21 protein-coding genes are annotated in these 24,556 nt (G+C 73.7%); 15 read left to right on the forward strand and 6 right to left on the reverse strand.

The window, feature by feature from the left end:
- Both M8C17_RS23180 and M8C17_RS23185 read right to left on the reverse strand, forming a co-directional pair.
- On the reverse strand, positions 1-136 hold a 136-nt coding region (locus M8C17_RS23180), incomplete at its 3' end, for a DUF6104 family protein (RefSeq protein ID WP_252418815.1).
- A 105-nt stretch (positions 137-241) separates the two neighbouring features.
- Positions 242-3,997: a multifunctional oxoglutarate decarboxylase/oxoglutarate dehydrogenase thiamine pyrophosphate-binding subunit/dihydrolipoyllysine-residue succinyltransferase subunit gene (locus M8C17_RS23185; RefSeq protein ID WP_252418663.1), complete on the reverse strand. Its 3,756-nt coding sequence runs from the start codon at positions 3,995-3,997 to the stop codon at positions 242-244.
- Positions 3,998-4,264: 267 nt separating this feature from the next.
- On the opposite strand from M8C17_RS23185, the gene M8C17_RS23190 reads away from it, so the two are divergent.
- Together M8C17_RS23190 and M8C17_RS23195 are read left to right on the forward strand one after the other, a co-directional pair.
- Positions 4,265-4,612: a hypothetical protein gene (locus M8C17_RS23190; protein WP_252418664.1), complete on the forward strand. Its 348-nt coding sequence runs from the start codon at positions 4,265-4,267 to the stop codon at positions 4,610-4,612.
- The gene (locus M8C17_RS23195) at positions 4,609-5,016 is read left to right on the forward strand and encodes a hypothetical protein (protein ID WP_252418665.1); all 408 of its coding nucleotides are present in this window, start codon (positions 4,609-4,611) and stop codon (positions 5,014-5,016) included. The genes M8C17_RS23190 and M8C17_RS23195 overlap by 4 nt, the downstream gene beginning before the upstream one ends.
- A gap of 86 nt (positions 5,017-5,102) precedes the next feature.
- Here M8C17_RS23195 and M8C17_RS23200 read toward each other — a convergent pair whose 3' ends face one another.
- The 3 genes from M8C17_RS23200 to M8C17_RS23210 form a co-directional block, all read right to left on the reverse strand.
- On the reverse strand, positions 5,103-5,927 hold the full coding sequence (locus M8C17_RS23200) for an ABC transporter permease subunit (RefSeq protein WP_252418666.1): 825 nt from the start codon (positions 5,925-5,927) through the stop codon (positions 5,103-5,105).
- The gene (locus M8C17_RS23205) at positions 5,924-6,859 is read right to left on the reverse strand and encodes an ATP-binding cassette domain-containing protein (protein ID WP_252418667.1); all 936 of its coding nucleotides are present in this window, start codon (positions 6,857-6,859) and stop codon (positions 5,924-5,926) included. Before M8C17_RS23205 ends, M8C17_RS23200 begins: the two co-directional genes overlap by 4 nt.
- A 141-nt stretch (positions 6,860-7,000) precedes the next feature.
- A complete protein-coding gene (locus tag M8C17_RS23210; RefSeq protein WP_252418668.1) occupies positions 7,001-7,651 on the reverse strand; it encodes a hypothetical protein in 651 nt (216 codons plus the stop codon).
- A 150-nt stretch (positions 7,652-7,801) separates the two neighbouring features.
- Between M8C17_RS23210 and M8C17_RS23215 the strand changes: the two genes are divergently transcribed.
- From M8C17_RS23215 to M8C17_RS23255, 9 genes are all read left to right on the forward strand, one after another.
- A complete protein-coding gene (locus M8C17_RS23215) occupies positions 7,802-8,578 on the forward strand; it encodes a GNAT family N-acetyltransferase (RefSeq protein ID WP_252418669.1) in 777 nt (258 codons plus the stop codon).
- Positions 8,575-9,546 carry a lysophospholipid acyltransferase family protein gene (locus M8C17_RS23220; protein ID WP_252418670.1) on the forward strand — a complete coding sequence of 324 codons (972 nt, stop codon included), beginning with the start codon at positions 8,575-8,577 and terminating at the stop codon, positions 9,544-9,546. Before M8C17_RS23215 ends, M8C17_RS23220 begins: the two co-directional genes overlap by 4 nt.
- Positions 9,547-9,636: 90 nt before the next feature.
- Positions 9,637-10,461, forward strand: a complete 825-nt coding sequence (locus M8C17_RS23225; RefSeq protein WP_252418671.1) for a DUF4097 family beta strand repeat-containing protein — start codon at positions 9,637-9,639, stop codon at positions 10,459-10,461.
- Positions 10,458-11,066: a PadR family transcriptional regulator gene (locus tag M8C17_RS23230; RefSeq protein ID WP_252418672.1), complete on the forward strand. Its 609-nt coding sequence runs from the start codon at positions 10,458-10,460 to the stop codon at positions 11,064-11,066. The genes M8C17_RS23225 and M8C17_RS23230 overlap by 4 nt, the downstream gene beginning before the upstream one ends.
- A gap of 94 nt (positions 11,067-11,160) precedes the next feature.
- Positions 11,161-11,862, forward strand: a complete 702-nt coding sequence (locus M8C17_RS23235; RefSeq protein WP_030336721.1) for a response regulator transcription factor — start codon at positions 11,161-11,163, stop codon at positions 11,860-11,862.
- On the forward strand, positions 11,859-13,415 hold the full coding sequence (locus tag M8C17_RS23240) for a cell wall metabolism sensor histidine kinase WalK (protein WP_252418673.1): 1,557 nt from the start codon (positions 11,859-11,861) through the stop codon (positions 13,413-13,415). Before M8C17_RS23235 ends, M8C17_RS23240 begins: the two co-directional genes overlap by 4 nt.
- A gap of 62 nt (positions 13,416-13,477) precedes the next feature.
- Entirely contained in the window at positions 13,478-15,058 is a 1,581-nt protein-coding gene (locus M8C17_RS23245; RefSeq protein ID WP_252418674.1) for a S1C family serine protease, read from the forward strand.
- 145 nt (positions 15,059-15,203) lie between these two features.
- Entirely contained in the window at positions 15,204-15,875 is a 672-nt protein-coding gene (locus tag M8C17_RS23250; protein ID WP_252418675.1) for a BON domain-containing protein, read from the forward strand.
- A gap of 148 nt (positions 15,876-16,023) precedes the next feature.
- Complete coding sequence (locus M8C17_RS23255) at positions 16,024-17,079, forward strand: glycosyltransferase family 4 protein (RefSeq protein WP_252418816.1); 1,056 nt, start codon at positions 16,024-16,026, stop codon at positions 17,077-17,079.
- 22 nt (positions 17,080-17,101) lie between these two features.
- On the opposite strand, the gene M8C17_RS23260 is transcribed toward M8C17_RS23255, so the two are convergent.
- Positions 17,102-18,556, reverse strand: coding sequence for a serine/threonine-protein kinase (locus tag M8C17_RS23260; protein WP_252418676.1), 1,455 nt, complete (start codon positions 18,554-18,556; stop codon positions 17,102-17,104).
- Between the two features lie 155 nt (positions 18,557-18,711).
- Here M8C17_RS23260 and M8C17_RS23265 point away from each other — a divergent pair, with 155 nt between their 5' ends.
- The 4 genes from M8C17_RS23265 to M8C17_RS23280 are packed head-to-tail and all read left to right on the forward strand — an operon-like array spanning position 18,712 to position 24,446.
- Entirely contained in the window at positions 18,712-19,545 is an 834-nt protein-coding gene (locus M8C17_RS23265; protein WP_252418677.1) for a patatin-like phospholipase family protein, read from the forward strand.
- Positions 19,545-20,561, forward strand: a complete 1,017-nt coding sequence (locus tag M8C17_RS23270) for a 1-acyl-sn-glycerol-3-phosphate acyltransferase (RefSeq protein ID WP_252418678.1) — start codon at positions 19,545-19,547, stop codon at positions 20,559-20,561. The genes M8C17_RS23265 and M8C17_RS23270 overlap by 1 nt, the downstream gene beginning before the upstream one ends.
- 9 nt (positions 20,562-20,570) lie before the next feature.
- Complete coding sequence (gene cutA / locus M8C17_RS23275; protein WP_252418679.1) at positions 20,571-20,891, forward strand: divalent-cation tolerance protein CutA; 321 nt, start codon at positions 20,571-20,573, stop codon at positions 20,889-20,891.
- Between the two features lie 48 nt (positions 20,892-20,939).
- Positions 20,940-24,446, forward strand: coding sequence for an SCO7613 C-terminal domain-containing membrane protein (locus M8C17_RS23280; RefSeq protein ID WP_252418680.1), 3,507 nt, complete (start codon positions 20,940-20,942; stop codon positions 24,444-24,446).
- Positions 24,447-24,556 lie beyond the last annotated feature (110 nt).

Here is a 24,556-nt window from a genome sequence, read left to right on the forward strand (position 1 = left end):
GGCGTTCGATGGGGGTTTCGAAGTCGGGGTTGAGGTCCACGAAGTCGCGTAGGCGCTCGCCGAGCCACTCCAGGGTCACCTGCTCGTCGCCCCGGCGCTCGACCAGCTCCTCGATACCACGGTCGGTGAAGTACATCGGTACGTCCTCGTGCTTGGCCCGGCGCGGGCCGGGCGGGTGGACCGACGGAGCCGGGGCAGGACCGTGGTGTCGGCCCTGCCCCGGCTCTCGCGGTGCGTCAGGTCACGGGCGGGGGAGAGCCGCCTCGATCAGGGCGTTCTGCTCGACCTCGTGCGTCTTGGCCGAGCCGACCGCCGGGGCGGCCGCGGCCGGGCGGGAGATCCGCCGCAGCCGGACGTCCGTGAGGTGCTCCAGCAGGTTGAGCGCGACGAACGACCAGGCGCCCTGGTTGGCCGGCTCCTCCTGCACCCAGGCGAAGTCCTCCGCGTTCGGGTACTGCGCCAGGGCGGCCCGGATCTCCTCCACCGGCAGCGGGTACAGCTGCTCGATCCGGATGATCGCGGTGTCGGTGACGCCGCGCTCCTGCCGGGCCTGGAACAGGTCGTAGTAGATCTTGCCGGAGCAGAGCAGCACCCGCTTCACGGCCTCCGGCGCCGGGGCGGCCGTGTCGCGCAGCACCGGCTGGAAGGTGCCGGTGGTGAAGTCCTCCACCGACGAGACGCAGAGCTTGTGCCGCAGCAGCGACTTCGGCGTGAACACCACCAGAGGCTTGCGCTTGGGCGACAGGGCCTGGCGGCGCAGCAGGTGGAAGTAGTTCGCCGGGGTGGTCGGGATGGACACCCGCATGTTGTCCTCGGCGCACATCTGCAGGAACCGCTCCGGGCGGCCCGAGGTGTGGTCGGGGCCCTGGCCCTCGTGGCCGTGCGGCAGCAGCAGGGTGACGGCGGAGCGCTGGCCCCACTTCACCTCGCCGGAGGAGATGAACTCGTCGATCACCGACTGGGCGCCGTTGACGAAGTCACCGAACTGCGCCTCCCAGGCCACCAGCGCGTTGATGTTCTCCACCGAGTAGCCGTACTCGAAGCCCATCGCGGCGTACTCGCTGAGCAGCGAGTCGTGCACGAAGAACCGGGAACGCTCGCCGTCGCCGGTGAGCGACTTCAGCGGCAGGTAGTCGTCGCCGGTACGGGCGTCCACCACGGAGGCGTGCCGCTGGACGAACGTGCCACGGCGGGAGTCCTGACCGGCCAGCCGGACGGTGACCCCGTCGTGCAGCAGCGCCCCGAGCGCGATGATCTCGCCGAAGCCCCAGTCGATGTTGCCCTCGACGGACATCTTGGCCCGCCGGTCGAGCAGCTGCTGGATCCGCTTGTGCGGGGTGAAGCCCTCCGGCAGGTTGACGTGCGCCTCGCCGATCGCCTTCACGACGGCCGCGTCGGTGGCGGTGTCGACCTGCGGCTCCGGTTCCTCCTCGCGGCGCGGCCGGTTGAGCTGGCGCGGTGCCGCGGCGGCGTCCCGGGTGGCCTTGAAGACCTTCTCCAGCTGCGCCTGGTAGTCGCGCAGCAGCTCCTCCGCGTCCTCCACGGTGATGTCGCCGCGACCGATCAGCTCCTCGGTGTAGAGCTTGCGCACCGAGCGCTTCGAGTCAATGATCTTGTACATCTGGGGGTTGGACATCGACGGGTCGTCGCCCTCGTTGTGCCCGCGCCGGCGGTAGCAGACCATGTCGATCACGACGTCCTTGTTGAACGTCTGCCGGTACTCGAAGGCCAGCCGGGCCACCCGGACCACGGCCTCCGGGTCGTCGCCGTTGACGTGGAAGATCGGCGCCTGGATCATCCGGGCCACGTCGGTGCTGTAGAGGCTGGACCGGCTGTACTCCGGGGCGGTGGTGAAGCCGACCTGGTTGTTGACGACCACGTGGACGGTGCCGCCGGTGCGGTAGCCGCGCAACTGCGACAGGTTGAGCGTCTCGGCGACCACGCCCTGCCCGGCGAACGCCGCGTCACCGTGCACCGCGAGCGGCAGCACGGTGTAGCCCTCCAGCTTGAGGTCGATCCGGTCCTGCTTGGCCCGGACGATGCCCTCCAGCACGGGGTCGACGGCCTCCAGGTGCGACGGGTTGGCCACCACCGACACCTTGACGGCGTGCTCGCCGTCGGGGGTGGTGAACTTGCCGTTCTGGCCCAGGTGGTACTTCACGTCGCCGGAGCCCTGGGTCGAGCGCGGGTCCAGGTGGCCCTCGAACTCGGAGAAGATCTTCTCGTACGGCTTGCCGACGATGTTGGCCAGCACGTTGAGCCGACCCCGGTGCGCCATCCCGATGACGACCTCGTCCAGCCCACCCTCGGCGGAGGACTCCAGGATCTCGCCGAGCAGCGGGATCAGGGACTCGCCACCCTCCAGCGAGAACCGCTTCTGGCCGACGTACTTGGTCTGCAGGAAGGTCTCGAACGCCTCGGCGGCGTTGAGCCGGTTGAGCACGTGCTTCTGCTCGTCCGGGGACGGCTTCTCGTACTTGCGCTCGATCCGTTCCTGGATCCAGCGACGCTCCTCCGGGTCCTGGATGTGCATGTACTCGATGCCGACCCGGCGGCAGTACGAGTCGCGCAGCACGCCGAGGATCTCGCGCAGCTTCATCCGCTGCCGGCCGGCGAAGCCGTTCACCGGGAACTCGCGGTCAAGGTCCCACAGGGTCAACCCGTGCTGGAGGACGTCCAGGTCGGGGTGCTTGCGGATCTTGAATTCCAGCGGGTCGGTGTCGGCCATCAGGTGACCGCGCACCCGGTAGGCGTGGATCAGCTCGTGGACCCGGGCGGTCTTGTTGATCTGGCCCTCGGAGTTGACCGCGACGTCGCGCATCCAGCGCACCGGCTCGTACGGGATCCGCAGCGAGGTGAAGATCTCGTCGTAGAAGCTGTGCTCACCCAGGATCAGCTCGTGCATCACCTTGAGGAACTCGCCGGACTGCGCGCCCTGGATGATCCGGTGGTCGTAGGTGCTGGTCAGCGTGATGATCTTGCTGACGGCCAGCTCGGCGAGGGTGGCCTCGGACATCCCCTGGTAGGGGGCCGGGTACTCCATCGCGCCGACGCCGATGATCGCGCTCTGCCCCTGCATGAGCCGCGGCATCGAGTGCACGGTGCCGATGCCGCCCGGGTTGGTCAGCGAGATCGTGGTGCCGGAGTAGTCCTCCATGGTCAGCTCGTTGCGCCGCGCCCGCCGGACCACGTCCTCGTACGCCTGCCAGAACTGCCGGAAGTCCATCTGCTCGCAGCCCTTGATGGAGGGGACCACGAGGTTGCGGCTGCCGTCGGGCTTGGCCAGGTCGATCGCGATGCCGAGGTTGACGTGCGCCGGGCGGACCACCGCCGGCTTGCCGTTGGCCTCGGTGAAGGAGTTGTTCATCTCCGGGTGCTGGACCAGCGCCCGGACCATCGCGTACCCGACCAGGTGGGTGAAGCTGACCTTGCCACCGCGCCCCCGGGCGAGGTGGTTGTTGATCACGATGCGGTTGTCGACCAGCAACTTGGCCGGGACCGCCCGGACGCTGGTCGCGGTGGGCACGCTCAGCGAGGCGTCCATGTTCTGGACGATCTTCGCGGCGACACCGCGCAGCGGCGTGGTCTGCGGGCCCTCGGTGCTCGGCGCGGCGGCCTTGGCGGCCGGCTTGGCCGGGGCGGCCTTCGCCGGGGCGGCGGCCTTCGCGGGGGCGGGTGCCGCGGCGGCGGGCTTCGCCGGCTGCGCGGCCGGCTTGCTGGCCGCCGGCGGCTTCGCCGGGGTGCTCGGCTGGCTGACCGTGGCGGCCGCTTCCGGCTGGCCGTCCGGCTCGGGTGCGGCGGCCGGCGCGCCGGCCGGCTCACCGCCGCGCGGTGTCGCGGCCCCCGGCGCCGGTCGGTAGTCGGCGAAGAAGTCGTGCCAGGCCGAATCGACGCTCGTTGGGTCGGCGAGGTAGCGCTGATACATGTCCTCGACGATCCACTCGTTCGGGCCGAAACCCGCCAGTGGGTTCTCCTGCGAAGTCTGCTGGGTCGACACGGCCGGTAATCGCCTCTTTCACGCGGGTTTGTGTGTCACGCGGTGGTCCGTCGCACCCGGTGAGGAGTACGGACAGGACGGCTCCCAGGCTACGCCGTACGGATCCCGCAGGCATTTCCGCCTCGGTCGCGTGGTCCGATTCACAGAAGATGCCAGAAGTTCAGCATCCGCTGCGTCGTCCCCCGATGACTGGTACGGCGGTGAGCTGGCACGACTGAGTACGGGTACGGATGTCCTGTGCCGGCGCTGCCGGCGAGGATCGGCCGCATGGATGACACGGGAGCGCGGGGGCGGTACGGCCGCAGCATGGCGGTCGCGTTCGGCTGGTACGCGACGGTGATCGCGGCGGTCGTGGTGGGCACGACGAGCGTGCCGAGCGCGCCCCGAGAGGACTGTTCGGCGATGTTCAGCTGCCTCTCGCCCCTGGAGTCGCTGGCGCTGGCCGGGTTGTTCTGGGGTGCGCCCGTGCTCCTCGGGTTGCTGATCGTCACGGCGGTGGTCAACGCGCTGGCCGTCCGCCGGATCACCTCCGCGGTGCTGGCCGGCACCCTGTCCGTGGCGGTCAGCGCCGCGGTCGGGACCGTCGTGGCCGGCGCGTACCTGGGGCGCTCGTGAAGCGGCTCGGCCTCGGCGGGCTGTTCTTCGCCTGGCTGTACGGGGTGCCGTTCCTGCTCGTGGTGGGCCTGATCCGGCGGACGTCCACGCCGTACACGCCGACCCGGGACGCGGCGCAGGCGTTCGGCGCCACCACGGACGCCCTGCTGACCGCCGGGCTGGTGCTGAACGCGGCACTCCCTGCTGCCGGCCTGCTGCTGGCCGCGCTGTCGGGGGAGCCGACCTGGCGGCGCCACTTCGGCTGGGCGCTCGGCGGAATGGTGCTGGTCTATCTGGGGGTCGCGTTGGCCGGCAGCATGGCAACCACCACGCTGATCGGCCACGACCCGGCCGACCAGGAGTCGGACCCTCCGGTCGGCCACTGCGTACCGATCAGTGGTGGCCGGGGCTGCCCGGGCGGCTGAGCGGGCAGGTCGACCAGAGTGGGGAATCGGGGGAACGCGGCGCCCCGGGGCGGCGGCCGTGCCGCCGCCGCCCCGGGACCGTCCGGTCAGGAGATGTCGCGCCGGCGCATCAGCAGGGTGCCGACCACGCCGGTGACCACCGCGTAGCCGATCAGCACGGCGGCGCCGGCCCAGCGCGGCGGGTTTCCGGGGATGTCCGCCCCGGTGACCATCAGCGACGAGGCCAGCGACGGCACCAGCAGTTGCAGGTTGTTGATCCAGTCACCCCAGCGGGCGGCCAGGATGCTGATCACCAGGATGGCGCCGATCGAGCCGCCCAGGTAGAGCAGGATGCCGGTCACGGTGGCACCGATCTGGCTGCGGATCAGCACACCGATGCCAACCCCGAACACCGCCCAGAGCAGGTAGGCGAGGAGGTTCAACCCGATCGCCCGCCAGGCGGCGTCGTTGCCCAACTGTGAGCCCAGCCCGACCGCGTTCAGCACCGCCGAACCGGCGATCAGGTTGAACGCGGTGGTCACCAGCCAGAACAGCAGCGCCAGCACGCCCGCCGCGGCCAGCTTGGCGCTCATCACCGCGGTGCGGTGCGGCGTGGTGAGGAACGTGGTGGTCACCGTCTGGTGGAAGAACTCGCTGGTCACCACGATGATGCCGAGCAGCATCACGATCAGCAGGCCGAAGAACTGCCCGGTGGTGAACAGGTTCGACGAGAGGGCGTCCGGGCTGGCCGCGGCCGCCACGGTGTCGACCTGGTCGGGTGGTACGTCGCCGAGGTTCCCGCTCGTCAGGGCGTCGGCCTGCAACCAGTTGATGAGCAGCGTGAGCGCCCAGAGCGGCAGCGAGATGAGCGCGAAGACCCACCAGGTGTTGGTGGTACGGATCTTGAGCAGCTCGGATCGGATCAGGTTCATCGGATGCCCGCCTTTCCGGCCGTCAGCTCCAGGAAGACCCGTTCCAGGTCGGGCCGTTCGGTGGTCAGTTCGTGCAGCTCCACACCGGCGGCCAGGGCGGACCGGCCGATCGTCGGGGCGTCCACCCCGCCGACCAGCAGGACGCCCTGCTCGTCGGTGTCGACCGTCGCCGACAGCGCCTTCAGCGCGGCGATCAGGGTCTCGGCCTGCGGGGTGCGGACCCGCACCCGGGCGCCCTGCGCCATCGACCCGAGGACCTGGTCGACCGGCCCCTGTCGGACCAGCTGACCGGCCGCGATGATCACCACGTCGTCGGCGAGCAACTGCATCTCCGACAGCAGGTGGCTGGAGACCAGCACGGTGCGACCCTCGTGGGCGAGGTTCTTGAGGAACCCACGCATCCACCGGATGCCCTCCGGGTCGAGCCCGTTGGCGGGCTCGTCGAGGATCAGCACCCGGGGGTCGCCGAGCATCGCGGCGGCGATGCCGAGCCGCTGCTTCATGCCCAGTGAGTAGCCCTTGAACTTGCGCTTCGCCGCCGGGGTCAGCCCGACCAGGGCCAGCGCCTCGTCGGCCCGCTGCTTGGGCAGCCCGGCCGCCGCGCAGATGACCCGCAGGTGGTTGATGCCGGTGCGGCCCTTGTGTGCGCTGGACGCCTCCAGGATCGCGCCGACGTGCCGGAGCGGATCGGTGAGGTCGGCGTACCGGTGGCCACTGATGGTGGCCGTGCCGGCGGTGGGGGTGACCAGGTTCAGCAGCATGCGCAGCGTGGTGGTCTTGCCGGCGCCGTTCGGGCCGAGGAAGCCGGTCACCCGCCCCGGCGCCACGGTGAAGGACAGGTTGTTCACCGCCCGGACGTTCTTGTACTGCTTCGTCAGACCGGACACCACGATCTGACCGTCGCTGGTGGGGCTTCGCTGCCCGTCAGTCATCGTTCTCCTCCCGTGTGCGGCGTCGAGGTACGCCGTGGCACAGCGTGACGGCCGAGCGCAACAAGGTCAATCAGGCTGGGTCCGTACGGCGTGGTCCTTCTTGCGGTGGAGACGGGTCCTCCCTGCGGACGACGGCTGGGGTCAGCGGGCGGCGATCCAGGTGGCCCGAGCCGCGCCGAGCAGTGCGCCGCCCGGGCCGTACAGGCTGGTGTGCACGAGCGCCTTGCGGCCGTCGACGCCGATCAACGCGCCGGTCACCACGCACTCGTCGCCGGGCGCGGGCAGCGCGGTGACCACGGCGGCGATCCGGCCCAGCACGTACGGCCGGCCCGGGGCGAGCACCGCCCAACCGCCGGGGCAGTCCAGCGCCGCCCAGACCGTGGCGCCGCTGACCTCCTCGGGCGCCTGGAACGGCGCGGCGGTCCGCCCGTCGGGCAGCCGGCCGGGGAAGATCCGCAGCCCGTCCGCGCGGCGCGGACCGCAGACGTAGCAGTCGGGGAACGGGTGCTCGACCAGGCCGGGGTAGCGGGTCGCCGCGGCCACCGCCGCGTCCCGGTCGACCGGGGGTACGACGGCGTCCACCGTTCCGGCCGGCCGGACCTCGGCCACCAGCTCGCCGGCCGGGTCCCGAACCTCGCCGTCGACCATCCGCAGCGCGGTCTCCAACGGCGGTGGCCGGCGCAGCGTCACCTCGACCGGGCCGGGGCCGCCGGCCGCGGCGGCGAAGACTCCGGCGCTCCAGCCGCCGTTGCCCGAGCCGGAGGGCCCGTTGTAGCGGGACTCGATGCGCATCGTCGACCTCCGGAGGTTGTGCCGGCAGCGTCGCCGGATCCGCCCGGCAGCCTCGCACGGCCGTGGTCGGACAGATACGCCGGCCGGCGTTCACCCGATCGACACCGGTGGTCACCGAGGATGGCAACCCGGGGCACCTACACAGATCCCATGGCCGTTCTGCATGCCGCTGGCGCACCACTGACGACCAGCGGATACACCCTGCTGATCGCCGACGACCCGACCCAGGTCGCGGCCGCGCAACGCCTGCGTCACGAGGTGTTCGCCACCGAGCTCGGCGCCACCCTCCGCCCGGGCGAGGCCGGGTTGGACGTGGACCCCTTCGACGCCCACTGCGACCACCTGATCGTCCGCCAGGAGAGCACCGGCGAGGTGGTCGGTACCTACCGGCTGCTGCCGCCGGGCCGCACCAACCGGCGGTACGCCGAGACCGAGTTCGACCTCGCCGCGCTCGACCCGCTCCGCGACGACCTGGTCGAGGCCGGGCGGTCCTGTGTGCACCCGGACCACCGCTCGGGGGCGGTGATCAACCTGATGTGGGCGGGCATCACCCGGTACCTGCACCTGCGCGGCTCCCGCTGGCTCGGCGGCTGTGCCTCCGTTCCGGTGGACGACGGCGGGCGTGCGGTCGACGAGGTGTGGGCGCAGGCACGGGCCCGGCACCTGGCGCCGCCGCCGCTGCGGGTCCGCCCACTGCGGCCCTGGTTCACCGAGCCGGCAGCCGCCGGCGACCGGACGGCCACCGACCCGGTCGGCCGTGCCGCCGTGCCGCCGCTGCTGCGCGGCTATCTCCGGCTCGGCGCGTGGATCGCCAGCGAGCCGGCGTACGACCCCGACTTCAGGTGCGCGGACTTCTACGTGCTCTTCTCCCTGGACCGGATGAACCCGCGCTACCTGCGGCACTTCCTGGGCGGGGTGGAGCGGTGACCGCCCTGGCGCACGACCTCTGGCGTCCGGAATCCGGCTGCGGCGACGAGTGTCTCCCGGCAGCGGACGAGGTGCCCACGGTGCCGGTGGCCCGGCGGGTGCTCCGGTTGGTCGCCGCGACCGGCATGTTGCTGGCCGGGGTGGGCCTGGTGCTGCTGCTGCCCGTACTGCCCGGGCCGGAGCGGCGGGCGGCGACACGCGCGTGGGCCCGGGCCACCGTCCGCGCCTTCGGCGTCCGGCTGGTGATCCGGGGCCGGTTGCCCCGGCGCCGCGCGCTGCTGGTCGCCAACCACGTCTCCTGGCTGGACATCCTGGCGGTGCTGGCGGTCGCGCCGACCCGCATGGTGGCGAAGCGGGAGGTCCGCTCCTGGCCGGTGGTCGGTCTGCTGGCCGTCGCGGCGGGCACGGTCTTCGTGGACCGGTCCCGGCCACGGGCTCTGCCGGCCACCGTCGGCCGGGTCGCCGACGCGCTGCGCGCCGGTCGTTCGGTCGCGGTCTTCCCGGAGGGTACGACCTGGTGCGCCGGGGAGGGCGCGGCCGACTGCCGCCCCGGCGGCGGTTTCCGGCCCGCGACGTTCCAGGCGGCCATCGACACGGGCAGCCCGGTGGTGCCGCTGCGGCTCCGGTACCGGTGCGAGGCCACCGGGGCGGCCACCACCGCTGCCGCCTTCCTCGGTGCGGACACCCTGCTGCGCTCGGTGGCGCGAGTGGTGTCGGCACGGGAACTCGTGGTCACCGTGACGGTGACCGCCGCGCTGCACCCGGCCCGGGACGCCGACCGGCGGTTGCTGGCCCGGGCCGCCGAGTCGGCCGTACACCTGGTGCCCCGGACGGCTGCCCCGGCGTGGGCCGGGCTGCGCCCGGTGCCCACACTGACCTCGGCCGCCACCGTGCCGACCTCGGTCGCCGCGCCGGCGGTGGCCGCGCCGACGTCCGGCGCGGGGCGGGAGCTCGACCTGGCGGCGTGACGACTCGCGACAGTCTTGTGCTGTCGCGATGTATCGCGTTAGTGTCTCCCCTGTCGGACGTGCGTCGGCGCGTCATCGAGGGGAGACGCCATGACCGGATGGACGGTCGACAGCCCGCAGCGGCTCACCGTGGACGGCCCGGTCACCCGGCTGCACGTCCGCCTGGTGAGCGGACGGCTCAACGTGGTCGCCACCGACGGCCCGACCCGGATCGACGTCACCCGGGTCGGTCGTCGGCCCGTGCTCATCACCCACTCCGACGGCCGCCTCACCCTCCGTCAGGAGCGCGGCCGCGGTTGGGCGGACGCCCTGCGGTGGCTCCGGTCGCTGGCCCGGTACCCGAAGGTGCACGTGTCCGTCGCGGTGCCCGCCGACGTCCTCGCCGACCTCGGCCTGGTCGCGGGCTCGCTGGTCGCCTCGGGGCTGCGCCGGCAGACCACGGTCGACGTGACCGCCGGTCAGATCACCCTGATGGGGCTGCGCGGCAGCACCTCCGCGAAGATCACCTCCGGGTCGGTGGAGGCGCTCGGGGTGGGCGGCGACGTCACCCTGGAGACGGTTTCCGGCGAGGTGATCCTCGCCGACAGCGCCGCCGACCGGGTGGACGCCAAGACGGTCTCCGGAGCCATCACCTGCGACCTGGACAACCCCCGACACAGCGAGATCCGGCTCAGCACCATCTCGGGCGGCATCACCGTGCGGATCCGGGAGGACAGCGACCTCGCCGTCCGGCTGCACACCGCCTCCGGTCGGATCACCAGCGGGTTTCCCCAGGTGCACACCTCGACCTTTCCGCTGGCCAACAGCGAGGGGGTGCTCGGCGCAGGCGAGGGTAAGCTCTGGGCCTCCGCGACGTCGGGGAGCATCGCGCTCCTCGCCCGACCGGTGACCGACGACGAGGAGGAGCTGCCGTGACCGCCGTGTTCAGCCACGGCCGGCTCCGGCTCTACCTGCTGAAGCTCCTCGACGACGGCCCGAAGCACGGCTACGAGCTGATCCGCCTGCTGGAGGACCGCTTCCTCGGGCTCTACGCCCCCAGCGCCGGCACCATCTACCCCCGGCTCCAGCGGCTGGAGGCCGAAGGGCTGGTCAGTCACACCGCCGCCGGAGGCCGCAAGACCTACGAGATCACCGACGCCGGCCGCGACGAGCTGCGCCAACGGCAGGGCGAGCTGACCACCCTGGAGGCGGACATCGCCGCGTCGGTGGCCGACCTCTCCACCCTGGCCGGCGAGATCCGCAGCGAGGTGAGCGGTTCGGTCCGCGACCTCAAGCGGGAGCTGAGCGCGGCCGCCCGGCAGACCCGGCGTTCCCGGTGGGAGGCGCCGCCGTCACCGGGCGCGGGTCCGGCCAGCGCGCCCCGCGCGGCGCTGCTCGACGAACTCGACCAGCGGCTGGCCGCGTTCACCGTCGAGGTGGGCCGGCTGGCGCGTGCCCGCCAGCTCAGCGACACCCAGTTGCGTACCGCGATCCGGCTGCTCGACGGCGCGCTGGACGGGCTGCGCCGCCTGCTGCGCTGACCGGCGCCACCAACCGACCCGCCGGCCGGCGACTCACAGGTTTTTTGCAGGAAGCGTCCAGCGCCGGTGCAGTGAGGTCGCCGATGATGGGCACATGCCCGCTACCCAGACCGAGGCGCGACTGCTCGTCGTCGAGGACGACCCGAACATCCTCGAGCTGCTCTCCGCGAGCCTGCGCTTCGCCGGCTTCGACGTCGCCACCGCAACCAGTGGCAGCGCGGCCCTGAACGCCGCCAAGGACCACCGGCCCGACCTGGTGGTGCTCGACGTGATGTTGCCGGACCTGGACGGCTTCGAGGTCATCCGGATGCTCCGCGAGGGCGGTACGCGTACCCCCGTGGTCTTCCTGACCGCCCGGGACGCCACCGACGACAAGATCCGCGGGCTGACCCTGGGTGGCGACGACTACGTCACCAAGCCGTTCAGCCTGGAGGAGCTGACCGCCCGGATCCGGGCCGTGCTGCGCCGCACCACCACCGGCGAGCAGGCCCCCTCCCGGCTCACCTTCGCCGACCTGGAGCTGGACGAGGAGACCCACGAGGTGCACCGGGCCGGGCAGCGGGTGCAGCTCTCGCCGACCGAGTTCAAGCTGCTGCGCTACCTGATGCTCAACGCCAACCGGGTGCTGTCCAAGGCGCAGATCCTCGACCACGTGTGGAACTACGACTTCCGCGGTGACGACAACATCGTCGAGTCCTACATCTCCTACCTGCGGCGCAAGGTCGACACCACCCAGCCTCGGCTGATCCACACCCTCCGCGGCGTCGGGTACGTGCTGCGCAAGCCGGCGGCGTGAACGCGGTCCAGCAGGCGAAGGGACGGGTGCGGGGCGTACCACTACGGGTCAAGCTGGTCGCGTCGGTGCTCGCGCTCGTCGCGGCCGCGCTGCTGGTCATCAGCTCGCTGACCGCCTACTTCCTCCGCAACTACCTGGTGGGCCAGGTCGACAACGAGCTGCGCGGTTCGGCGCGGAGCATCGAGAGCGCGGTGGTGGAGGCCAAGCAGGGGCGGTTGGGCATCCCGACCGACTATCTGGTGGTCGTGACCAGCCCGAGCGGTGACCGGGTCCTGGGTTACCAGTTCGACGATCAACGCTTCGACATGGCCGATCTCCCGCCGTGGCCGGAGAACGCCGCCGGATTCGAGAAACTGGAGGGTGACCCGTTCACCGTCCGGGCCCGTGACAGCAAGGTGCGCTGGCGGATCCTCTACACCGAGCTGCCCAACGGTCAGCTCGCGGCGATCGGGCAGCACCTCACCGATGTCGACCTGGCGGTGAAGCAGCTTGTCTGGATCGACCTCCTGGTCGGCGGCGCGGTGCTGATCATGCTGGCCTCGGTGGGCGCGGCCATCGTACGGACCAGTCTCAAGCCGCTCGTGGAGATAGAACGCACCGCTGCCGCCATCGCCGGCGGTGACCTGACCCGCCGGGTGCCCGACCCGGAGGAGGGGCAGGAGCACCCGACCTCCGAACTGGGCCGGCTCTCCCGCGCGCTGAACGCGATGCTCGCCCAGATCGAGGCGGCGTTCACCGCCCGGGCCGCCTCGGAGACCGCCGCCCGCTCGGCGGAGAGCACCGCCAGGGACGCGGCGGCCGCCGCCCAGGCGTCCGAGGCGCGCGCCCGACGCTCCGAGGAGCGGATGCGGCAGTTCGTGGCGGACGCCTCGCACGAGCTGCGTACCCCACTGACCACGATCCGCGGCTTCGCCGAGCTGTACCGGCAGGGCGCCGCTCGGGCACCCGAGCAGACGGCCGGCCTGCTGCGGCGGATCGAGGACGAGGCGGCCCGGATGGGGCTGCTGGTGGAGGACCTGCTGCTGCTCGCCCGACTGGACCGGGAACGGCCGCTCTCGCTGGCCCCGGTGGAGCTGCCGGTGCTCGCCTCCGACGCGGTACAGGCCGCCCGGGCGATCGCCCCGGACCGACGGATCGAGCTGGAGATCGAGCCCGGCTCCGGCCCCCTCGTCGTCTACGCCGACGACGCGCGGCTGCGTCAGGTGATCGGCAACCTGGTCACCAACGCGCTGACCCACACCCCGCCGGACGCCGAGATCAGGCTGCGCCTGCGCGCGGAGCCGGGGAACCTCGCCGTGGTGGAGGTGTCCGACACCGGCCCGGGCCTCTCCCCGGAGCAGGCGGAACGGGTGTTCGAGCGGTTCTACCGGGCCGACGCGGCGCGGACCCGGCGGGCCGACGGCAACACCGGCACCGGCCTCGGCCTGGCCATCGTGGCGGCGCTGGTCGCCGCCCACCACGGTTCGGTCGAGGTCGCCGAGACCCCCGGCGGCGGGGCGACCTTCCGGGTCCGGCTGCCCCAGGTGCCACAGGACGACGGGGTCGGCGAGTGACTTTCAGCCAACTTCCAGGACGGTTCCAGGTTGGTCGCAGTGGCCGGGGAGAAGGTAGTGACATGACCGAGTTCGAGTCCGACCCGCAGCGCCGGCCGGCCGCCACCGACGCCGAGCCGTCGCACCCCACCGCCGAGCTGCCGCGCGACGAGCGCGTGCAGTCCGACTCCCCGACCACCCCCGTTCCGGTCGTTCCGACCACCGGGGACGAGCCCACCGCTGCCGCCGGCCAGCCGGCCAGCGCGCCGCCGGCCCCGTCCACCGGGTACGAGCCCGGTCAGCCGACCGCGGCGGCTCCGACCGTCGCTCAGCCGACCGGCTACGAGCCGCCCGCCGCCACCCCCTCCGCGCCGCCGTACCCGGTCTCCGGCCACCCGGCGCCCGGCCAGCTCGGGTACCCGCAGCCGACCGCCGGCCGCTACCCCGGCGCCCCCTGGTATCCCGGCCAGCAGCAGTCCGGCTGGGCCGGCGGGGGCCAGCCGGGCGCGTACCCCCAACACCCCCAGCACCAGCAGCACCCCCAGCACCCGGGGCAGCCGGTGCCGCCCTGGGGTCCGCAGGCCGCTCCGCCCGGCAGCGGGCCCCGGCCGAGCCGCATCGCCAAGTTCGCCGGTGCCGGTGTCGCGGTGTTCGCCCTGATGCTCGGTTCCGGTGTCGCCGGCGGGGCGCTCGCGCTCGCCCTCGACGGCGACGGTGGCGGCATCACCCGCACCTACTCGGCGGCCCCGGTGATCAACGGCGCCGACCTGCCGAAGATCGCCGCCGCCGTGCAGGACAGCGTCGTCTCCATCGCCACCGACAGCGGCGAGGGCTCCGGCGTCGTGCTCAGCGCCGACGGCTACGTGCTCACCAACAACCACGTGGTCGCCTCCGCTGCCGGCGACACGGTGCAGGTGGTCTTCGCCGACGGTAAGACCGCCGGCGCGAAGATCATCGGCACCGACCCGAAGACAGACCTGGCCGTGGTCAAGGCCAACGGGGTGAGCGACCTCAAGCCGGCCACCTTCGGTGACAGCGACGCCATGCAGGTCGGCGACCAGGTGCTCGCGCTCGGCAGCCCGCTCGGCCTGCAGGGCTCGGTGACCTCGGGCATCCTCAGCGCCCGGGACCGCACCATCCGGGCCGGCGAGGGCCAGCAGCAGGACCCGAACCAGCAGGGTCAGGCGGTCAGCTCGATCTCCGGTCTGCTCCAGACCGACGCGCCGATCAACCCCGGCAACTCCGGTGGTGCCCTGGTCAACACCCGCGGTGAGGTGATCGGCGTCAACACCGCCATCGCCACCTCCGGGCAGAGCACCGGCAACATCGGCGTCGGCTTCGCCATCCCCAGCAACAAGGCCAAGGACGTCGCGGGCAAGCTCCAGCGCGGCGAGAAGGTCAGCCACCCCTCGCTCGGGGTCGGCGTCAACGAGGCCGAGGGCGGCGGCGCGCTGGTCGCGTCGGTCACCGCGGGCAGCCCGGCCGAGAAGGCCGGCCTCCAGCGCGGCGACGTGGTGACCCGCTTCGGCGACAAGGTGGTCAACGACTCCGACGACCTGGTGGGCGCCGTCCAGGCCGGCAAGGTCGGCGACCGGGTCGAGGTGCACTTCAAGCGGAACGGCGTCGAGAAGACGGCAACCGTGACGCTCGCCGAAACGTCCTGACCGACACCTGAACCTGCCTCCTCCCTCCGTCACCCGCCGCTCTTTTCCGCCCCGACGGCGGTTCACCCGGATCGGGTGAACCGCCGTCACCCGTTCGCCCGGCAGGTTCGGAAGGCGAGCCCGCGACCGTACGGGGGGTGGATCGATGAGCACCGCGACGCGTGTCCGTGACGACCAGCAGATCCAGCGCGACGTCCTGGCCGAGCTGGCCTGGGACCCGCAACTGCAGCCGAACGAGATCGGCGTGACCGTCGACCAGGGCGTGGTGACCCTCACCGGCTACGTGGACGGCGCGGCCCGGAGCTGGGCGGCCACCCGCTGCGCGCAGCGGGTCCGTGGCGTACGGGCGGTGGCGGACGAGATCGAGGTGCGGTTGCCGGGCACGCCGGGGCGTACCGACGGCGAGATCGCCATCGCGGCCAGTCGGGCGCTGGAGTGGGACAGCTTCGTGCCATCCGAGCGCCTGGACGTGACCGTTGCCAACGGCTGGCTGATGCTCCGCGGTGAGGTGGAGTTCGGGTGGCAGCGCCGCACCGCGGAGGGGGAGTTGCGCCGCCTCGACGGCGTACGGGGGATCACCAACCTCGTCGAGGTGCGACCGCCCGCGCCACCGGCCGCCGAACAGGTGCGTCGCGACGTCCAGCGCGCGCTGCGTCGCACGATCGGCGCCGACCGGGTGACGGTCGAGATGGACGGCGACACCCTCGTTCTCGCCGGGGTGGTCCGTTCGTGGTGGGAACGCGACCAGGTCGAGCGGGTGGCCTGGTCCGCCCCGGGGGTACGGGTGGTCCACGACCAGCTCCTGGTCGGCGGGTGAACGCCCGGCTTGTCCGGTTTACCGAAGACGCCACAGGGAAATCGCCGCCGACCGGCGGCGACGGTCGACCGGGGATGATCGGGGAGGACTCGTGGCTGTGAACCACCCGCCCGCCGACCGCCCTCCGGAGCGGTCGTTGCGCATCGCGATGGTGGTCCCGCCGTGGTTGTCCGTGCCGCCGCCCGGCTACGGCGGCCTGGAACAGGTGGCCGCCGGTCTGGTGGACGCGTTGACCGCGCACGGGCACGCGGTGACCCTGTTCGGCGCCGGCGGCGAGCACGGCACCGCCGCTGGCAGCTTCGTCTCCACCGTTCCGGAGGTCCAGTACGAGCGGCTCGGCGAGTCGCTGCCGGAACTGGCCCACCTGGCCCGGGTCAACCACCTGATCACGGCGGCGGACTTCGACGTGATCCACGACCACACCACGATCGGTCCGCTGGTGGCCGGCCGCCGAGCCGTGCCGACGGTGGCCACGGTGCACGGCAACCCGGTGGGGGAGTACGGCGACGTGCTCAGCGACGTCGACAAGGGCGTCGCACTGGTGGCCATCTCCCACGCCCAGCGGCAGCTCAACCCGTTCCTGCCCTGGGCCGGCACCGTGCATAACGCCCTGGACATCCGGGGCTTTCCCCGCAAGACCGCGCCCGGCCCCGGGCCGGTGCTGTGGTTGGCCCGGTTCAGCCCGGACAAGGGCCCGGACGTCGCCATCCGGGCGTGCCGGGAGGCCGGACTGCCGCTGCTGCTGGCGGGCAAGTGCAACGAGGCGGCCGAGCGCCGGTACTACGAGCAGGTCGTCGCGCCACTGGTCGACGAGAACGTCAGGGTCGTGTTCAACGCCGGCCGCGCGGAGACCCTGCGCATGCTGGTCGACGCCCGATGCCTGATCATGCCGATCCAGTGGGACGAGCCGTTCGGCATGGTGATGGTGGAGGCGATGGCGACCGGTACGCCGGTGGTCGCGCTGGACCGGGGTGCGGTGCCGGAGCTGGTGCGCCCCGGAGTGACCGGTCTGGTGTGCGAGCGGCCGGAGGACCTTCCCGGGGCCCTGCGGGCCGCGGAGCAGCTGGACCCGGAGGACTGCGTCGCGCACGTCGCGGAGAACTTCTCGGTCGAGCGGATGGCGTACGGCTACGAGGAGGTCTACCGGCGGGTCGCCGCCCGCGGCCACGGCGTCCGCGAGACCGCCCGGGTCGCGACCCGCTGACCCACCCGCCCCGGTGGCCGGATCAGACCCGGGCCGCACCCAGCTCGGCGATGGCGGCGTCCAGCCGCTGCGCGTACGCCGGGCTGATGCCGCCCTCGCCCATCCGGACCGCGACCTTCTCGCGCAGCCGGGCCACCGGCACGGCCAGCCCGTTCCGCCGGGAGGCGACGCTCACGGTCAGGTTGCGCAGCTCGTTGCGCAGGTCGAGGCCGACGTCGGAGCGGATCTCCCCGGCGTCCAACCCGGCGCCGATCAGCCCGTCGACCCGGTTGGCGGCCTCCACCAGCGTGCCCGGCGGCGCGGAGGGCGGGCCGGTTCTCGGCGGCGCCGACGGTGACACGGCCGGGCGGGATGCCTCATTGACCGGCGGGCCGGTCGACGTGGGCGCCGCCGGACCGGCGGTGGGTTGCGTCCGAGGTGTCGTCGGCTGCTCGGGCAGCAGGGCCGTCACGGTCAGCGCCACGCCGACCGCCAGGACCGCCGGGACCAGTAGCAGCGCACGCCGCCGGCGCGACCGGCCCGGCGCGCCGTCGCCCCGGTCGGGTACGCCCGGTCCCTCCGTCGTCCCGCCGGTCGACGCGTCGGGAGGCGCCGGCGAGCGGGTCGGCGTGGGCACCCGGATGGCGGCCGTCGGCGGGTCTGCCGGCGGCAGACGGTCACGCAGAGCGGTGGCGACCTGCCGGGCGGACGGCCGGTCGGCCGGGTCCCGGGCGAGGCTGCGCAGGCAGATCCGGGCCACGACCGGCGGCAGCTCCGGCAGGTCGTCCAGCGTCGGAGGCGGGCCGTCGGCCAGCGCCGCGCTGAGCTGCTCCCAGGTGTCCGCCGGGTAGGGGACCCGGCCGGTGAGCGCCTCGTGCAGCAGCACGCCCAGGGAGTACACGTCGGTGGCCGGCTGGGCGGGCGCGCCGTCGAGCCGCTCCGGCGCCACGTACGCGGGGGTGCCGAAGGTGCCGCCGTCCTCGTCCTCGTCCGGCGCGCCGATCCGCGTGGCGATGCCGAAGTCGAGCACCTTGACACCCACGCCGGTCATCATCACGTTGGCCGGGGTGATGTCGCGGTGCACGATGCCGAGCCGGTGCGCGGCGGCCAGCGCGTCGGCGATCTGTGCGCCCACCTGGACCGCCTCGGCCCACGGCAGCGGCCCCTCGGTGAGCCGCAGCTTCAACTCCTCACCGCTGAGCAGCTCCATGACGACGAACGAGGTGATGGAGCCGTCCGGGTCGACCGTCTCGCCGTAGTCGTGCACCGAGGTCACGTGCGGGTGCACCAGCTGCGCGGCGGCGCGGGCCTCCTCGCGCACCATGTCCCGGAACCGGGCGTCGGCGGCCAGCGACGGGGCGAGCACCTTGAGCGCGACGACCCGGTCCAGCACCTCGTCCCGGGCGCGCCAGATGACCGACATGCCGCCGGCGCCGATCTGGTCGATGAGTCGGTACCTGCGGGCCAGCAACCGGCCCGGATGCAGTGCTGCCTTCACGGATCGCACCTGCCCTCGGGGTGGGAGCGGTATCAGGTTGCGCGAATGTGTCCCGCCTGTCAACGCCGTCGTGCATGGACGGCCACCGCTGTCGCCGACCGCCCCGCGCGACGCGGCCGACCGGTCGGCGGCGGGGCCGTGCCAGGATGAGTGGCATGGCGGGGGGACCGGTGGCGTTCGTGCTCGGCGGCGGGGGAGTGCTCGGCGCGGTCGAGGTGGGCATGTTGCGAGCCCTGTTCCGTGCCGGCATCCAACCCGACCTGGTGCTCGGCACCTCGATCGGCGCGGTCAACGGCGCACTCGTCGCCGCCGACCCGTCCGAGGCGGTGACCGACCGGTTGGTCCGGCTCTGGGCCTCACCCGAGGCCAGCGAGGTGTACGGCGACTCCGTCGCGCGGCAACTGCGCCGCTTCGCCGCCCGCACCCACCTGCACTCGCCCCGACCGCTGCGCCGCCTGCTCGAATCCGAGCTGGGGGTGGACACCACCTTCGCGGACCTGCGGGTGCCGTTCCGTTGCTGCGCCGCGCACATCGAGCGTGCCGCCGAGCACTGGTTCGACAGCGGCCCGGTGGTGCCGGCCGTGCTGGCGTCGGCCTCGGTGCCCGGCCTGCTGCCGCCCATGCAGATCGACGGCGCGCACTACGTGGACGGCGGCATCGTCAACTCCATCCCGATCGGCGAGGCGGTGGCCGCCGGCGCCGGCCAGATCTTCGTCCTCCAGGTGGGCCGGATCGAACGGGAGCTGACCCCGCCCCGGCGGCCGTGGGAGATCGCGCAGGTCGCGTTCGAGATCTCCCGCCGGCACCGGTTCTTCCGGGAGATGGCCGCGCTGCCCGAGGGCGTCGAGGTGCACGTCCTGCCCACCGGAGGGCTGAACCCGCGCGACGACACCCCGTGGGCGTACCGGGACATGGCGGCGGTGGGGCGGCGGATCAGCCGGGCGTACACCGCGTCCCGGCGTTACCTGGCCACCCACGTGGAGCGGTGATGCCGCTGCCCCCCAGGTGGCTGCGCCGGTTGCTGCTCGCTCCCGGCGTGGTGCTGCTCGCGGTCGCCGTGGTGACGACGCTGCCGGTCTGGGCGTTGGTCGCCGCGGCCGCCTCCCCACTGGTCCCCGGCCGGTTGCGCCCGCTGCGGCTGCTCTGGATCGGCTGCGTCTACCTCGTCTGGGACGCCGCCGCACTGCTCGCGCTCTTCGTGCTCTGGGTCGCCTCCGGTTTCGGCTGGCGGAGCCGTTCGCCGGCGTTCCAACGTGCGCACTACGTGCTGGCCGGCTGGTTCCTGCGGGTGCTGTTCTGGCAGGCCCGCTGGACGCTGCGGTTACGCATCGACGTCGTGGGCACCGACCCGGACACCGCCCTGCCCGGCCGGCCCGAGCTGGTGCTCTGCCGGCACGCGGGGCCCGGTGACTCGTTCATCCTGATCCACGGGCTGGTCAACTGGTTCAAGCGGGAGCCGCGGATCGTGCTCAAGGACAGCCTCCAGTGGGACCCGGCGATCGACGTGCTGCTCAACCGGCTGCCCAACCGGTTCATCGCGCCGACGCCGGAGCGCGGCGAGGAGACGGTACGCCAGGTCGGGCACCTGGCCAACGGGCTGGACGACAACGACGCCTTCGTGATCTTCCCGGAGGGTGGCAACTTCACCCCGAAGCGTCGGCTGCGCGCGATCGCCCGGCTGCGTTCCCTCGGCCTCGAGCGGATGGCGCTGCGCGCGGAACGGATGCGGCACGTGTTGGCCCCGCAGCCCGGCGGGATGCTCGCCGCGCTGGAGGCGGCCCCGGACGCCGGGGTCATCTTCGTCGCCCACACCGGGCTGGACCGGATGCTCACCGTCGCCGACGTGTGGCGCGAACTGCCGATGGACAAACGGATCGTGATGCGGTTCTGGTCGGTGCCCCCGGAGGACGTGCCGACCGGGCGGCAGGAACGCATCGACTGGCTCTACGACTGGTGGGCGCGCATCGACGCCTGGATCGCGGCCAACCGGGAGGCCGCCGCGTAGGGTGCGGTCGTGGACCAGATCTGCGTGGTGACGACGGTGGTGGATGCGCGTTCGGTCGCCGACGTGCTGGCGGCCGCGGCCGTCGCCGGGCGGCTCGCCGCCTGCGCGCAGGTCGGCGGTCAGGTGGACAGCACCTACTGGTGGCGGTCCGGGGTGGAGACCAGCAGCGAGTGGTCGGTGCAGTTCAAGACGGCACCCGACCGGCTCACCGCGCTGGTGGACCAGATCCGGGTCAGCCACCCGTACGAGGTGCCGGAGATCCTGGTGTCCAGGGTGGAGAGCGGCGACCCCGGCTACGCCACCTGGGTACACGAGCACACGCGCCCCTGAGTACGCGCACTCTGGGCGGGCACCCCGCCGGGTTTCGATGATGACCAGGTGGATGACACCGGCTACCCCTGCCCCGCCTGCGGCGCCCCGGCCGACCTGAGCACCGGGTGCACCGGCTGTGGCCGTTCGCCCGACCCGGTCGCCGCCGAGGTGGTCCGGCTGGGGCGGGAGGTCGCCCAGCTCACGCCGGAGGTGGAGCGGGCCCGCCGGACGTACGTCGAGCTGGCCGGTCGGCTGGCGGCCAGTTCACAGCGGCGGGCCGAGTTGGCCGCGATCGTCCGCGCCGGGTTGGCCGCTGCCGCCCCCGCGCGGCCCGTGGCGGCTGGGACGCCGGCGTCGGTGGGTGGGGGATCCCCGGCAGCGGGCGCGGCGGAGACCTCGACGCGGACGGTTCAGGGCCTGCTGTTCGTCCTCGGTGGACTCCTGCTGGGCACCGCGGCGGTGGTCTTCACGGCGGTGGCCTGGGCGGCGGTGGGAGTCGGTGGCCGGGCGCTGATCCTGGCGGCGGTCACGGCGCTCGTCCTGGCCGTTCCGCTGGTGGCGGCCCGTCGGGGGTTGCGCGGCACGGCGGAGACGTTCGCCGCGGTGGGGCTGCTGCTGGTGGTGCTGGACGGCTACGCGGCCTGGTCGGTGAACCTGGCCGGTGTGGGTGGCTGGCCGGGCAGCAGGTACGCCGCGCTGGTCGGGGGGGCCAGCGCGGCGGTCGCCGTGTCGTACGCCCGGTGGAGCCGGTTGACCGGGCCCTGGTTCGCCGCTCTGCTGGCCGCCCAGCCGGTGCTGCCGCTGTTGGCCGCCGAAGCCCGGCCGGGAGCGGACGGTTGGGCGCTGGTCCTGCTCGGGGTGGCGCTGCTGGACCTGGCCGTGCTGGTCGCGCTGCGCGGGGGCGCACCGCGCGACGGGGCACGGCGGGCCCGGCTCGCCGGCCGGGTGCTCGCCGCGATCGGGCACGTCGCCGCACTGGTCGGCGCCACCGCCTGCGCCCTGGTGCCGCTGCTGGTCGGCCGGGCGGCGGGCTCACCGCTGCTGGCCGGGGCGCCACTGCTGCTGGTCGCGCTGACCGGGCTCGGCGCGGCCCGGCTGGTCGGCGGCCAGGCGGTGCGGGCGGTGGCGGCCGGCCTGGTGGTGCCGGTGCTGGCCGCCGCGCTGCTGCGTCCGGTGGCCGAGCTGCGGCCGTCGCTGCTGCTGGTCGCGGCGGCCACGGTGGCTCTCGGGCTGGCCGCCGGGGTGCGACTGCTGCCGGCCGGCTGGCGTACCGGCCCGCGCGCCGGGGCGCTGCTGGTCGCGGCGGGCACGGCGCAGATCGCAGTGCTGATCACCGGCGGGCTGGCGGTCGCCGCCGCTGCCCGATCGCTGCCGCCGTGGGGCGGCGCCGGAGCCGGACCGGACCTGGAGTGGGGCTGGCAGGTGGCCCCGGCTCTGGCGTTGGCGCTCGGCGCGACGGCACTGCTGCTGCCCCGGGGTGCGCGGGTGCCGCTCGCCACGGCCGGCGCGACGGCGCTGCTGCTCGCCCTGCCCGCCGCCTGGACGGCGACCTGGCCGGCCGTGGTGGTCGTGGACCTGGTCGGCGGGGTCGCGCTGCTGCTCTGGGTGCTGGCCCGACCGGCGGCCCGACCGGCGACGGTGACCGTCGGAGCGCTCGGTGGCGCGGTCCTGCTTGGGCACGGGCTGCTGGTGGCCCTGGCCGCCCCGGTGGGCGCACTGGTGGCGCTCGGGACGGTCGTCGTGCTCGGGGTGGCGCTGGCCGTACGCCGGGCCGCCGGCCCGTACCGGTGGGTGGCCGGCACGGGCCTGCTGGTCGCCCAGCTCGCGCTGCCGGCGGTGGCCGCGGTGGCACTGTTCGCCGCGGGTGCGCCGCCCTGGTGGCAGGCCCGGGCCGCGCTTGTCGCCGCCGGGCTGCCGCTGGTCGCTTCGCTCGCGGCGCGTCGTCACCGGGTCGAGCTGACCGGGTACGCGGTGACCGGTGCCATGGTCGCGGTGACCGCGCCCGGGCTCGCGCCGCTGGTCGTGGCGGGAGACGAGCCCGTCACGCTGTACGCGGCGCTGGCCGCGCTGGGCGTCGCGCTCGTCGCCCGGCGGGAGCTGCCGGCGGTCGGGGGGTCGTCGGTGGTGGGAGGGTCGTCGGCGGCTGGGGGGCTGCCGACGATCCGCCGGTCGGGTGTCCTGGTGGCGGCCGGCGTCGTCCTGGCGGCGGTCGCGGTGCTGGCCGCGCTGCCGGCGCTGCTGGGCGCGCTCGTCGCGCCGTACGGCAGCCGGGGGCCGGTCTGGTCCGGGGTGCCCACGGTCGTCGCCGACCCGGCGGCGTTCCCCGTCGCGCTGGCGCTGGGCGCGTTGGCGGTGGCCGCCGCGCTGACCGGACGGGCGGTCCGACCGCCGCTGCTGCCCGCGCTGCCGTTCGCCGCGGCTGCGCTGCCGGTGCTCCTCGTCGCGGTCGGGGCGCCCTGGCCGGTGCTGCCGGCAGCCGTCCTGCTCGCCGGAGTGACCACACTGCTGATCGCCGCCCTGGCCACGCCCCGTCCGGCGCTCGCGTCGATCGCGGTGCCGGTGGGGGCGGTGTTGGCCGCCGCCGGCGTGGTGGGGCTGCTGGCCACCCGGGCAGGCACGCTCGCCGCCGAGGGAGTGCTGCTGGTCGTGGCGGTGGCCGTCGCGGTGGGGGCGCGGCTCGTCGAGGTGCGCGTCACCGGTTGCCTCGCCGCCGTGGGGGCGGCGTCCGCGCTGGCGGTGACCGTGCCGCTCGCCGACGGGCTGCCGCTGCGCGCGGCGGCGTACCCGCTGCTGGTGGTGGCCGCGCTGGTCCTGGCCGCCGCGGCCGCGATAGGCCCCCCGGCCGCATCGGCGGGAGGGTCCACCGGCCGGTCCGCGACGGGGGCGGCCGGCGCTCCGGCCGGCCGGACGTCGGTCGGGCGGGTGCTGGACGGTGCCGCGCAGGCCGTGGCGCTGGTGGCGGCACTGCTGGCCGTCGAGGTGGCGAAGCACCTCGCGACCGTCTGCGTGCTCTGGGGCGTCGCCGTCGCGCTGCGGCTGCTGCGCCGGGGCGAACCGGCCGGGCGGCGGTGGGCGTTCGCCGGAATCGCCGGTGGCAGCGAGCTGCTGGGGGTGTGGGTGCTGCTGGCCGCCGGCGGGGTGACCGTGCTGGAGGCGTACACCATGCCGGCAGCGGCTCTCGCCCTCGGCGCGGGCCTGCTGGCGCTGCGGACCCGACCCGGGTTGACGAGCTGGCTGGCGCTCGGCCCGGGGCTGGTCGCGGCGCTGCTGCCGAGCCTCGCGTCGGTCCTGGCCGGGCCGGACCCGCAGCCGTGGCGGCGGCTGCTGCTCGGCGCGGCGGCCCTGGGCGCGGTGCTGGCCGGCGCCACCCGGCGCTGGCAGGCCCCGGTGCTGCTCGGCGGCGGGGTGCTGGCGGTGCTGGCGCTGCACGAGCTGGCCCGTGGCTGGGACCTGCTGCCCCGGTGGATCTATCTGGGCGCCGGTGGGCTGGCGCTGATCGGGCTCGCCGCCAGCTACGAGCGGCGACGGCGCGACCTGGCCCGGCTGCGGGCCGCGGTGGCCCGGCTGGGTTGAGCCGGACGCGGGGGTAGGGCTCGCCCTACCCCCCATCCGGGGGTTGTCAGGGTTACTCAGCGCAACTAATCCGGGAAGACTCAACGGTGAGCCCGGGCCACCCGGCACCG

The organism is Micromonospora sp. RHAY321 (assembly GCF_023896955.1).
Taxonomy (GTDB): domain Bacteria; phylum Actinomycetota; class Actinomycetes; order Mycobacteriales; family Micromonosporaceae; genus Micromonospora.